This is a genomic window from Rhodococcus sp. P14, from assembly GCF_000256505.1.
Taxonomy (GTDB): domain Bacteria; phylum Actinomycetota; class Actinomycetes; order Mycobacteriales; family Mycobacteriaceae; genus Rhodococcus; species Rhodococcus ruber.
The window spans coordinates 1-11,377 of record NZ_AJFC01000299.1 but is presented as its reverse complement, the minus strand read 5'-3'; the positions used below and the strand labels follow the sequence as shown (position 1 = coordinate 11,377).

Genomic DNA, 11,377 nt, shown 5'->3' with positions numbered 1-11,377 from the left:
CCCCGCCCCTGCCGATGCGGCAGGTGGAGAAGCTGCGCGACCGCTGGCTCGCCGGCCCCGATCACATCGAAGGCGCCCAGTCCCCGGTCCGCGCCGATCCGGCACTGTTCCCGCCCACGTTCTTCTCCGTCGCCGAATACGAGATCACCCGCCCCGACGTCGAGATCATGACCGAGGCGTTCGACGAGGTGGGCACGACGGTCGAGACGCACCTGTGGGCCGGTCAGGTGCACGCCTTCCCCGTCATCGGGCAGGTGCTGCCCGAGGCGCGGACACTGCTGCAGCACAGCATCGACTTCGCGCGGCGCACCGTCGTCGCGGAGGAGCGTCGCCACACGGCGTGATCCTGGGTGCCCGACCCCCGGGTGGCCGACCCCCTGGGTGGCTGACCCCCTGGGTGGCCGAATGTCACATTCGGTCGACTGCATCGACGCGATGTGACATTCGGCCACAATCACAATCACAATCACAACCACAATCACGCATTGGTGTTCACCGGGTCCGGGGTTGTGGGGAACCCAGCGGACGGGGGACCGTCGTCACCGGCCGCGCACGTGAGACCGAGGGTGTAGGCGCTCATCGACAGCGACCCGTACGCGAAGCCGTCGATCAGCGGTTCGACGAGGTCCTCGCCCACGCCCGCCAGGCCCGCGAAGTACAGCAGCGGCAGGAAGTGGTCCGGGGTGGGAACCGCGTGGTCGAAGTCCGCGTGCCCGTCGAGGGCTGCGACTCCCTCGGGGCGGTCCATGACCATGACCCGCGCGGCGGCGTCGAACCGGTGCGCCCAGTCGAACCCCTCGTCCGGGCGGCGACGATCCATGCCGGCCAGGTTGTGCACGATGTTCCCGCTGCCGACGATCAGCACGCCGCGGTCGCGCAGTGGGGCGAGCTTCGCGCCGAGCTCGAGGTGGTAGTCGAAGTCGCGGTAGGCGTTCAGGCTCAACTGCACCACCGGCACGTCCGCCTCGGGGAAGGCGTGGGTGAGCACCGACCAGGTACCGTGGTCGACACCCCACGAGTCGACGTCCGCACCCACCCACGTCGGATGGACGACGTCGGCGATCTCCTCGGCCAGCTCCGGCAGCCCGGCCGCGGGGTAGTCGACGTCGAACAGCTCCTGCGGGAATCCGTAGAAGTCGTGGATGGTGCGCGGGTTCGGCATCGCGGTCACCGCGGTGGCGTTGATGTACCAGTGCGCCGAGATCGCGAGTATCGCCCGGGGCGTCGGCACCGCGGAACCGAACGCCCGCCACGCCCTGGTGTAGCGATTCGACTCGAGCGCGTTCATCGGGCTGCCGTGGCCGACGAACGCGGCCGGCATGCGCGCGGACGGAGCGGCTGTCACCTCAGCCGAGCCTCGGTCGGAGCCATTCCACCAGGTCGTCGAGTACCTGCTTCTTCTCCGGCTCGTTGAACACCTCGTGGTAGAGGCCCTCGTACAACTTGAGCGTCACGTCCTGCGACCCGACCAGGTCGGCGACGAGCCGGCTGCCGGACGGCGCGGTGAGCCGGTCCTCGGTGCCGTGCTGCAGCAGGATCGGCAGATCCAGCGCGGGGAGCCGGGCCGGCAGGCTCTCTCCCGTGGTGACCAGTGCGCGGGCGATGCCGGCGGGTACGAGACCGTGGTGCACGAGCGGATCGGCTTCGTACGCGGCGACGACGTCGGGGTCGCGCGAGATGCCCGCCGAGTCGAGCTTCTGCACCGGCAGCTGCGGTAGGACGCGCCCGATCACCTTGCCGAGTGCGACGACGGGCCGCGGCGTGCCGGAGGTGACGTCGACGGCGGGACCGGACAGTGCGAGGGCCGTGAGCTCGTCGGGGTGCTCGAGCGCATAGGCCAGGGCGATGGCTCCGCCCATCGAATGGCCCAGCAGGACCCGCGGCAGGCCGGGCTGATCGAACGCGGCGATGCCGACCAGGCGATGCACGTCGCCGGTGAACTGGTCCATGTCCCGCACGAACACTCGTCGGCCGCCCGAGCGGCCGTGCCCGCGGTGGTCGAGGGCGTAGACGACGAGACCCAGCTCGCCGAGGCGCTCGACCACGTGGTCGTACCGGCGGGCGTGCTCACCGAAGCCGTGGCAGAGCACCAGCACGCCCGCGGGGTCGCCGTCGGGCGACCACACGTCGTACACGACGCGGGTGCCGTCGGCACTGGTGAACGAGGTCTCGGTTCGCTGCATGATCGCTCCTCACCGCGTGGGTCCGCCGCCGGCTCGGGCCATCCTTCCACGAAACGGCACCGGATCGGTACGCATTGCGACGACCGCGCGGCGGTGTTCAGCTCTCCGGTCCCGGTGGTGTCCGGCTGGTCATCGACTGGTGCAGCGCGAGGATCAGGCTCGACATGGCCGCCGATCGGGGCGCGTCGTTGCGGAGTACCCCGCACACGGGGATGCTGAGCCGGTTGCGCGCCTCGCGCATGTAGGCCAGGCCGGTCCGGGGGGTCTCCGCGGCGGTGCTCGGGTACAGAACCGTCCACGCCCGCGGATTGGTGATGACGTCGAGGGTGGCGGTGTGGTCGCTCGCGATCGACGGCCCGAGCTGCACCCGGCGTCCCACCGCCCGGAAGGCGTCCTCGATCACCGTGTGGATGAGCACCTGGCTGTGCCGGGGCGGCAGGAGCAGCGGGTAGGGCGCGAGATCGCCGAGGTCGACGGTGGAGAACGCGGAGAGCGGGTGCCGGCTCGACGTGACGATGACCAGATCCTCGATGCCCAGGTCCACGGTCTCGAGTCCGGGGCGGTCGACGCCGCCCCTGATCAGGGCGATGTCGGCGTCGCCGCCGGCGACGGCGTCGATCCGGTCGGCGAAGCTCTTGATGACGAACTCGATGTCGACCGCCGGGTACTGCTCCCGGACATGCGCGATGGCGTCGAGGCTCTGGGATGCGAAGGTCATGTTCGCGGCGATCCGGATGCGGTTGCGCGGCTCGCGCGCCACCGAGAACGCCTGCGCTTCGAGGCTCAGCACCTGCTGGGCGATGGGGACCAGGCGCGAGCCGGCCGGGGTCAGCCGCACCATCCGCGTCGACCGCTCGAACAGCGACGCACCGAGTTCCTTCTCGAGCCGGGTGATCTGGTGGCTGATCGCGGACTGGGAGATGAAGCACTTCTGGGCGGCCTTGCTGAAGCTCAGCTCCTCGCTGACGGCGAGGAAGTACCGGAGCTGCCGGAAATCCATACCTCCATCCTACTTATGAGCGATCGAGATAAGAGCTCCCCGAATTCGGCAGGTTGGTGGCCTCGACGGCCTCCCGTCCATACGGTGGGTGTCATACATCGACTTCAGTGTGGAGGTAGAGGTAATCGTGAGTAGCACAGCAGTGACCGACCGGACCGAGGTCGTCGTCGTCGGTTCGGGCTTCGGCGCGCTGGCGACGGCGAAGAAGCTCGCCAAGGCCGGGACGCCGTTCGTCCTGATCTCCGAGACCACCGAACATCTCTTCCAGCCCCTGCTGTACCAGGTCGCCACCGGTGTCCTCTCGGCCGGGGAGATCGCTCCGTCGATCCGCTCCATTCTCGCGAAGTACCCGAACGCGGACGTGCGGCTCGGCCGCGTCGTCGACGTACGGCCCGACGAGCACGAGGTCGACTACGTCGCCGGCGGCACCGTGCACACGGTCGGTTACCGGTCGCTCGTCGCAGCGACGGGCGCCCGGCAGGCGTACTTCGGCCGCGACGAGTTCGAGAAGGTCACCTACGCCCTCAAGACCGTGGAGGACGCCGAGCGGCTCCGCCGGCAGATCCTGCGGTGCTTCGAGGAGGCGCACACCACCACCGACCCGGAGCGCCGCCGCAACCTGCTGAGCTTCGTGGTCATCGGTGCCGGCGCGACGGGCGTCGAGCTCGCCGGCCAGATCAAGGAACTCGCGGGCCGCTACTTCGAGCAGTCGTTCCACGACATCAGCGCCGACGACGTGTCCGTCACCCTCGTCGAGGGCGCGGGCGAGGCCCTCCCGGCCTTCGGTGGCAAGCTCAGCGAGTACACCAAGCAGTCGCTGCAGAAGTCGGGCGTCGACGTCGTGCTCGACACGTTCGTCACCGACATCGACGAGCACGGTGCCACCCTGAAGGCGAAGAACGACGAGGAGCGCCGGATCACCGCCGAGACCATCATCTGGTCGGCCGGGGTGCGTGCCAACGACTTCGCCGGCGTCCTCGCCGAGCGCACCGGCTGCGCCACCGACCGCGCGGGCCGGCTGCTGGTCAACCCGGATCTCACCGTGGGCGGCTACGCCGACGTGTACGCCATCGGCGACATGACGTCGCTGAACAACCTGCCGGGGCAGTCGCCCGTCGCGATGCAGGGCGGCCGCCACGTCGCCCGGACCATCCTCGGCAAGCAGGGCAAGGGCACCCCGTTCAAGTACCGGGACAAGGGCAGCATGGCCATCATCAACCGCTTCCGCGCGATCACCCGCGTCGGAAAGATCGAGCTGAGCGGCTTCGTCGCCTGGGTGCTGTGGCTGGCCGTGCACCTGGTCTACATGGTGGGCTTCCGCAACCGCTACGTCGCAGTGATGTCGTGGTTCGGATCCTTCCTCGGTCACCGTCGCCCCCACTTCCACTACGCGCAGGAAGCGGTGAGGCTCGACGCGGACGTCCCCGACGACATGACCGTCTCCGCTGTACCGACCCGGGTGGACCGCGCTCCCGAGAAGAAGCCGGAACCCGAGAAGGTCAGCGTCCGGTAGGACGACTCGACGAGACACCGGGCCCCGTGCCGTTCACCACGAACGGCACGGGGCCCGGTCTTCTCGCGCCCGGGAGTGGTCCGTTCGCCGGAAAGGCGGCGGGTGGATGTGGTTGGATGCGGCATGACGACTCTCGCCGAGAAGGCCGTAGCGCTGAAGTCCCTGCACGTCCCGGGTGACCCGGTGGTGCTGCCGACCGTGTGGGACGCCTGGTCGGCGAATCTGGCCGTGCAGGCCGGTTTTTCCGCGTTGACGATGGGCAGTCATCCGGTCGCCGACTCGGTCGGCAAGCCGGACAACGAGGGGATGACGTTCGAGGAGCTGCTGACCCGGGTCCGGCAGGTCACTGCGGCGGTCGACGTCCCGATCTCGGTGGACGTGGAGGCCGGCTACGGTGAGGTCCCTGCTCGCATCGTCGAGGGGCTGCTGGGTGCGGGTGCTGTCGGGTTGAACATCGAGGACACCGTGCACAGTGAGGGCGGCCGGCTGCGCGAGCCGGCCGAGCACGCCGAGTACGTGGCTGGGTTGCGTGCCGCCGCCGACGCCGCGGGGGTGCACCTGGTGGTCAATGCCCGCACCGATCTGTTCGTCAAGAAGGTCGGGGCCGAGTCGGACCGGGTGGACCGGGCGATCGACCGTCTGAAGCTGGCCGCCGACGCAGGCGCCGATGTGCTCTATCCGGTCGGCTTCCACAGCGACGAGATACAGCGGCGCCTGACGTCGGAACTGCCGTTGCCGGTCAATGCGATCGCCCACCCGGCGAAGAACGATCTCGCGTCGTTCGCTGCTCTCGGCGTTGGCCGGATCAGCTTCGGGCCGTTGCTGCAGGCCACTTTGGCCGAGCGGACGGGCGAGCTGCTGGGGCGGTGGCGCTGACCGGTTCCGCAGCGCGCGTTCACCGACCGCGCCGCGGGTAGACTCCCGGCATTGTGGGAGAGCCTGGAGAACGCGACGCCGTGGACGCCATCGTCGCGCACTGGGCGGTGGCCCGTCCCGAACTCGACGTCTCGGGGCTGAAGGTCTTCGGGCGTCTGCATCGGAGTTTCCTCGTCTACAAGGCCCGGATCGCGCCCACCTTCGAGGAGCACGGGATCAACGATTCGGGATTCGACGTCCTCGCCTGCCTGCGCCGCGCAGTGCCCCATCATCGGCTCACCGCGGGGGAGCTCGCCGAGCAGACGCTGGTCACCACCGGAGGGCTGTCGCTGCGGGTGAACCGGCTCGAGGAGGCGGGCCTGGTGACCCGATCGAAGGACAGCCAGGACGCCCGCGTCGTGTACGTCGAGCTCACCTCTGCCGGCGCCGCGCTCGTCGACTCGGTGGCCGACGCGCACTTCGCCAAACTGCGCGCGATGCTCGGCGACCTCGACGCGGGCGAGCGCGAGACGCTGGCGCGTCTGCTCGCCCGTCTGGAGCGCTCTGCCCGCGCGGCCGAGTTCGATGCTGCTGCCGATTCGGGTGCCGATCGTCGGGTCTGACGGTCCGGCCGACAAAAAATTTCGAGAAGGGCTATGACGCCCGCCACACCGCTGTGACCTGCGTCTCCTCCGTTTCGCGGCCGTGAATGCGGCGTAACAACCGGCTGATCTGGGCGTTCGAGCCTTGACCTCTTTGCGCTAAGACGCTACAAATCTCTTAGTGCAAAGATATCGATTCGGCGCGCACCACCCACCGCGAACACCGTGGTCCGCGTCCCTCCCCACCGAACGGACCTCCCTCATGCCCATTGCATACGCGTCCCCCCTCCAGGCGGGAACCGCCGAGCACGCCGAGTCCGTCGACACGGTCGACGAGATCCTCGTCGCCGGCCGCTGGCGGCGCGGCCTCGGGGAGCGCCTCGACTCCGTCGACCCCGCGACGGGCCGGGTCTTCGCCGGCTTGCACACGGCGACCGTCGACGACGTCGACCAAGCTGTCACCGAGGGACTTCGGGCCGCGCACGGCGGATGGTCGTCGCTGCTCCCGCACGAACGGGCCCGGGTGCTGCACCGCATCGGCAACGCCCTCGACGGCGAGGCCGAACGCGTCGCCCGGTTGCAGACCCTCGACACGGGCAAGACCCTGGCCGAGACCCGGGCTCTGGTTGCCAGCGCCGCCAACACCTTTCGCTACACGGCGGCCGCTCTCGAGACGATGGACTCGGCCGTGACCACGCCCCGGGGGCCGTGGCTGACCATGTCGACGTACCAGCCGATGGGTGTCGTCGCCGCGATCACGCCGTGGAACTCCCCGATCGCGTCCGACGCACAGAAGATCGCCCCCGCGCTCGCCGCCGGCAACGCCGTCGTGAGCAAGCCGCCGGTGTGGGCCCCGTGGGTGACCCTGCTCCTCGCCCGCATCTGCGAGTCGGCCGGTCTGCCCGCCGGCGTCCTCTCGGTCCTGCCGGGTTCGGGGCGCACGGTCGGTGAGGCGCTGGTCCGGCATCCCGATGTCGCCAAGGTCAGTTTCACCGGCGGCACCGACACCGGTCGCCACCTCGCGCACCTGGCCGCCGACAAGCTCATGCCGATCACGCTCGAACTCGGCGGCAAGTCCCCGACGATCGTGTTCGAGGACGCCGACCCCGAACAGGCCGTCGCCGGCGTGCTCTACGGCATCTTCTCCTCGACCGGGCAGAGCTGCATCGCCGGATCGCGGATCTTCGTGCACCGCAGCATCGCCGAGACCTTCACCGCCGAACTCGTCCGGCGCGCAGCGGCGCTGCGCCTCGGACCCGGCACCGACCCGCGCACCCGGGTGGCCCCGCTGGTCACCTTCGCCCACCGGGACCGGGTGGCCGCCATGGTCGACGACGCCGTCGCCGACGGGGCCCGGGTGCTGTGCGGGGGCGCGATCCCGACCGACGAACGGCTCACCTGCGGTGCGTACTACCCGCCCACGGTGCTCACCGGGGTCGACAACGCCGCGACGATCTGCCGCGAGGAGGTCTTCGGCCCGGTGGCCGTCGTGCTGCCCTTCGACGACGAGGAGGACCTGATCGCGCAGGCGAACGACTCGGTGTACGGGCTGGCCTGCGGCATCTGGACCGCGGACTACCGACGGGCGTGGCGCGTGGCCGGCGCGGTGAAGGCGGGCACCGTCTGGATCAACACCTACAAGCAGTTCAGCATCTCGACTCCCTTCACCGGTCTCGGCGACAGCGGTCTCGGCACCGAGAAGGGACGCGAGGGCATCCGTCAGTACTGCGACCAGAAGAGCATCTACCTCGACCTGTCCGGCGAACCGATCGCCTGGGCCACCCCCGACCCGACAGAAACCCGAAAGGACCCCTCCCGGTGACCGATTCGACGACCGCGACCCACGACCGCACCGCTCACCCGTACAGTCCCGCCTACGCCGCCGCCGGCTTCGGGTTCGTCTCCGGCGCCCTGTCGGTCGACGAACACGGCATCGCCGTCGACGGCACGACCGCCGCCCTCGACGCCGCGATCGCCCGCCTCGGCGAGCGCCTGGCGACCATCGGCATGACCCTGTCCGACGTCGTCAAGACGACGTACTTCGTGACCGACGTGACGCTCCGCGACCAGGCGAACCGCCACTACGAGAAGATCTTCGCCGCTCCCCGCCCAGCCCGCTCGTTCGTCGAGGTCGCCGCCCTGCCCTACGGCGCCACCGTCGAGATCGAAGCCGTCGCGTACCGCGCCTGAACCACCCACCGCACGAAAGGACCACCGACATGGCCGCACCCGAGAAGACCGATCTCGAAACCCTCATCGACTCCTGCATCGCCAGCCGTGACAGCCGCTACGAGGACTGGGACACCCTCGGCTTCCAGGCCGCCAAGGGCGGAGACCGCTTCAAGCGCGCCCAGATCCGCTACATCGGGTCCGGTGCGACCGGCAACCACGAGGGCGACGCCCGCACGCTGCCCGCCGAGCACTTCACCCTGTCCAACATGCGGCTGCCCGCCGGCGCGGTCGGGCCCGAGCACACCCACCACGACGTCGAAGAGGTGTTCTTCGTGCTCGAGGGCGAGCTCGAGGTCGCGGTCCACGACGTCGAGGACGGCACCCGCAAGGCCGTCCGCCGGCTCGGTTACCGCGACATGATCCGCGTGCCCGCCGGAGTGCCGCGCAGCCTCGCGAACGTCGGCGACACCGACGCGCTGTTCTGCGTGATCATCGGCGCCGCCAAGCCGCAGCTGCCCACCTACCCGCCGAGCTCGGAGATGTACGGCGTCACCCGCTGACGCCACCGAGAAGACCCGCCGACAGGGAGATCCCCGATGGAGCAGTCCGTCCGACGTCGCCTCCGCGTCCACCAGAAAACTTGGGAGGCAGACGGAGTCACCAGCGTGACGTTCGTCGATCCGACCGGCGCCGCGTTGCCGCAGTGGCAGCCGGGTGCGCATCTCGCCCTGCACCTGCCGAACGGGGTGGTGCGCGAGTACTCGCTGTGCTCGGATCCGCAGGACACCACGCGCTGGTCGGTCGCGGTGCTGCGCGCCGAGCGTTCCCGCGGCGGCAGCGCCTACGTGCACGAATCGTTGCAGATCGGCGCGGAGATCGACGTCGACGGACCGCGCAGCGCCTTCGCCCTCGACGACGCCGCGACCGAACACGTCCTCGTGGCCGGCGGTATCGGCATCACCCCGATCGTCGCGATGATGCGGCGGCTGCGCGCTGAGGGACGGCCGTGGCGCCTGCTCTACGCCGGACGCTCCCGGGCGGCGATGGCGTTCGTCGACGAGATCGCCGCCGGACCCGCCGGGCAGGTGACCGTCCACGCCGACGACGAGGCCGGTGGTCTGCCGGACCTCGCGGGGACCCTGTCGGGTCTCGCCCCGACCGCCGTCGTCTACTGCTGCGGACCGGCACCGCTCATCGATGCGGTCACCGCCGCGGTCCCGGACCCCGGCCAGGTCCGCACCGAGCGGTTCGCGGCCCCGGAACCGGCGCCGCGCTCGGGGGAGGACACCGCCTTCGACGTGATCGTCGAGAGCACCGGCCGGCGCATCCCGGTGCCGCCGACCGTGTCGGTGCTCGACGCCCTCACCGCCGCCGGTGTGCCCGTGCCGAACTCGTGCACCGAAGGTATCTGCGGGACGTGCGAAGTCGGGGTGATCAAAGGCGACGTGGACCACCGCGACTTCCTGCTCACCGAGTCCGAGCACGCCGCCGGATCGACGATGTTTCCGTGCGTGTCCCGGTGCCGCTCTGCCGAACTCGTGCTGGATCTGTGAGAAGGGAACCGGAACGCATGTATCACCACCAACTTCCGCGCTACAGCGACTCGCCCGTCTGCCGGCTGCGCGCCCTGCGCTCGGTCACCCTGTCGGTGCCGGATCCGGCCGCCTCGCGGGACTTCTACCACGAGGCCTGGGGGCTGACGACCGTCGAGGCCGACGGGGATCGATTCTGGTTGCGCGCCACCGGCCCCGAGCACCACGTGCTGACGGTCGAACGGGGGGAGACCAACGCCCTCGGGCGCATCAGCCTCGCCGTCGCCACCCCGCGTGAGATCGACGACGCCGCACTGGCCCTCGACCGGCTCGGCATCCCGATGCTGCGCACACCGGGCCCCCTCGACGACGCCGGCGGCGGCTACGGGCTGCAACTGGTCGATCCGGAGGGACGCTGCCTCGAGCTGTCGGCCGATACCCACGCCGTCACCGAGCAGGAACCGGCGGGACGCCGCGCCGTTCCCCGCAAGATCGCCCACGTCGTGCTCAACACGACCGACATCGAACGCACCACCGCCTTCTACACCCAGGTGCTCGGCATGCGGGTCTCCGACTGGTCGGAGCGGCAGATGTCCTTCCTCCGCTGCAACTCCGACCACCACGTCATCGCGCTCAACCGGGCGCCGTGGCCCTCACTCAACCACGTGGCGTACGAGATGCAGAGCCTCGATCACTTCATGCGCGGCATCGGCAGCCTGAAGGCCCACGGCATCGCGCCGCAGTGGGGCCCGGGCCGGCACGGTCCCGGCGACAACACCTTCTCCTACTTCACCGACCCGGCAGGCCTGGTGTGCGAGTACACCTCCGAGGTCGCCCAGATCGACGAGGACGCCTGGCTGTGCCGCACCTGGAAGCGCACCCCGGAACTGTCCGACCAGTGGGGGACGGCCGGACCGCCCACCACGACCGTGCGTTCCGCCATGGCGGGCAGCCCCGACCCGGGGCACCGCGACCGTGTCGAGGCCCGCGACGCCGGCTACTTCTACGGGGCCGCCGTCGCGGCCGGGGCGCTGTCGTGACCCCCGCGCACCTGCACGTCGAGCGTCTCGGGACGGGAGATCCGGTGCTGATGCTGCACGGCATCGGCGGGAACGCGAACTCCTGTGCACCGCTCGCGGCGGAACTCGCGGCCCGCGGACATGCGACCTACCGGCTCGATGCCGCGGGGTACGGTCGCTCCGCCGACCCGGCCGGCGTCCACCACGACCACGCGAGGGACGTCCTGACCGTCCTCGACGACATCGACCCGGACCGGCCCGTTCACCTCGTCGGAACGTCCTGGGGTGGTGTCGTCGCGCTCGAGGTCGCGCGCCGCCGGCCCGGCCGGGTCCGCACGCTCGTCCTCGCCGACAGCACCCGGGGTTCGGGCACGTCGCCCGCCCGCGCCGCCGCCATGCGCGACCGCGTCCCGGCCCTGCGCGCCGCCGGCCCCGAGCGCTTCGCGGCCGAACGCGCACCGAAACTGACCGCACCGGACGCGGCCGAGCACGTGCGGGCTC

At 70.4% G+C, this 11,377-nt stretch carries 13 protein-coding genes; 10 read left to right on the top strand and 3 right to left on the bottom strand.

The features are described from left to right. A partial coding sequence (locus OEY_RS0121080) for an alpha/beta hydrolase (protein WP_010595758.1) occupies positions 1-344 on the top strand: 344 nt, incomplete at its 5' end. A 134-nt stretch (positions 345-478) separates the two neighbouring features. On the opposite strand, the gene ygiD is transcribed toward OEY_RS0121080, so the two are convergent. From ygiD to OEY_RS0121065, 3 genes are all read right to left on the bottom strand, one after another. Continuing rightward, positions 479-1,321 (bottom strand): 4,5-DOPA dioxygenase extradiol, encoded by an 843-nt coding sequence (gene ygiD, locus OEY_RS0121075; RefSeq protein WP_010595757.1) that lies wholly within the window; start codon positions 1,319-1,321, stop codon positions 479-481. Positions 1,322-1,346: 25 nt separating this feature from the next. Next, complete coding sequence (locus OEY_RS0121070; RefSeq protein ID WP_010595756.1) at positions 1,347-2,183, bottom strand: alpha/beta hydrolase; 837 nt, start codon at positions 2,181-2,183, stop codon at positions 1,347-1,349. 97 nt (positions 2,184-2,280) lie between these two features. After that, on the bottom strand, positions 2,281-3,183 hold the full coding sequence (locus tag OEY_RS0121065; RefSeq protein ID WP_010595755.1) for a LysR family transcriptional regulator: 903 nt from the start codon (positions 3,181-3,183) through the stop codon (positions 2,281-2,283). 142 nt (positions 3,184-3,325) lie between these two features. Between OEY_RS0121065 and OEY_RS0121060 the strand changes: the two genes are divergently transcribed. From OEY_RS0121060 to OEY_RS0121020, 9 genes are all read left to right on the top strand, one after another. Beyond that, a complete protein-coding gene (locus OEY_RS0121060) occupies positions 3,326-4,696 on the top strand; it encodes an NAD(P)/FAD-dependent oxidoreductase (protein WP_010595754.1) in 1,371 nt (456 codons plus the stop codon). Between the two features lie 123 nt (positions 4,697-4,819). Beyond that, the gene (locus OEY_RS0121055) at positions 4,820-5,572 is read left to right on the top strand and encodes an isocitrate lyase/PEP mutase family protein (protein ID WP_010595753.1); all 753 of its coding nucleotides are present in this window, start codon (positions 4,820-4,822) and stop codon (positions 5,570-5,572) included. An 80-nt stretch (positions 5,573-5,652) separates the two neighbouring features. Then, positions 5,653-6,174, top strand: coding sequence for a MarR family winged helix-turn-helix transcriptional regulator (locus tag OEY_RS0121050; protein ID WP_010595752.1), 522 nt, complete (start codon positions 5,653-5,655; stop codon positions 6,172-6,174). A 241-nt stretch (positions 6,175-6,415) separates the two neighbouring features. Then, positions 6,416-7,975, top strand: coding sequence for an aldehyde dehydrogenase (locus OEY_RS0121045; protein ID WP_010595751.1), 1,560 nt, complete (start codon positions 6,416-6,418; stop codon positions 7,973-7,975). Beyond that, positions 7,972-8,343, top strand: a complete 372-nt coding sequence (locus tag OEY_RS0121040; protein WP_010595750.1) for a RidA family protein — start codon at positions 7,972-7,974, stop codon at positions 8,341-8,343. The genes OEY_RS0121045 and OEY_RS0121040 overlap by 4 nt, the downstream gene beginning before the upstream one ends. Positions 8,344-8,372: 29 nt before the next feature. After that, positions 8,373-8,885, top strand: a complete 513-nt coding sequence (locus OEY_RS0121035) for a cupin domain-containing protein (RefSeq protein WP_010595749.1) — start codon at positions 8,373-8,375, stop codon at positions 8,883-8,885. A 105-nt stretch (positions 8,886-8,990) separates the two neighbouring features. Further along, complete coding sequence (locus OEY_RS0121030) at positions 8,991-9,878, top strand: PDR/VanB family oxidoreductase (protein WP_010595748.1); 888 nt, start codon at positions 8,991-8,993, stop codon at positions 9,876-9,878. Between the two features lie 17 nt (positions 9,879-9,895). Continuing rightward, positions 9,896-10,897, top strand: coding sequence for a VOC family protein (locus OEY_RS0121025; protein WP_010595747.1), 1,002 nt, complete (start codon positions 9,896-9,898; stop codon positions 10,895-10,897). Beyond that, positions 10,894-11,377 (top strand): alpha/beta fold hydrolase (locus OEY_RS0121020; protein WP_010595746.1); only part of this gene is annotated, 484 nt, incomplete at its 3' end. The genes OEY_RS0121025 and OEY_RS0121020, both read left to right, overlap by 4 nt.

What these genes read in the sequence shown, in the direction of transcription:
- OEY_RS0121045 (WP_010595751.1), top strand. Translation starts at nt 6,416, where the DNA reads ATGCCCATTGCATACGCGTCCCCCCTCCAGGCGGGAACCGCCGAGCAC.
- OEY_RS0121035 (WP_010595749.1), top strand. Translation starts at nt 8,373, where the DNA reads ATGGCCGCACCCGAGAAGACCGATCTCGAAACCCTCATCGACTCCTGC.
- OEY_RS0121065 (WP_010595755.1), bottom strand. Translation starts at nt 3,183, where the DNA reads ATGGATTTCCGGCAGCTCCGGTACTTCCTCGCCGTCAGCGAGGAGCTG.
- OEY_RS0121055 (WP_010595753.1), top strand. Translation starts at nt 4,820, where the DNA reads ATGACGACTCTCGCCGAGAAGGCCGTAGCGCTGAAGTCCCTGCACGTC.
- ygiD (WP_010595757.1), bottom strand. Translation starts at nt 1,321, where the DNA reads ATGCCGGCCGCGTTCGTCGGCCACGGCAGCCCGATGAACGCGCTCGAG.
- OEY_RS0121070 (WP_010595756.1), bottom strand. Translation starts at nt 2,183, where the DNA reads ATGCAGCGAACCGAGACCTCGTTCACCAGTGCCGACGGCACCCGCGTC.
- OEY_RS0121025 (WP_010595747.1), top strand. Translation starts at nt 9,896, where the DNA reads ATGTATCACCACCAACTTCCGCGCTACAGCGACTCGCCCGTCTGCCGG.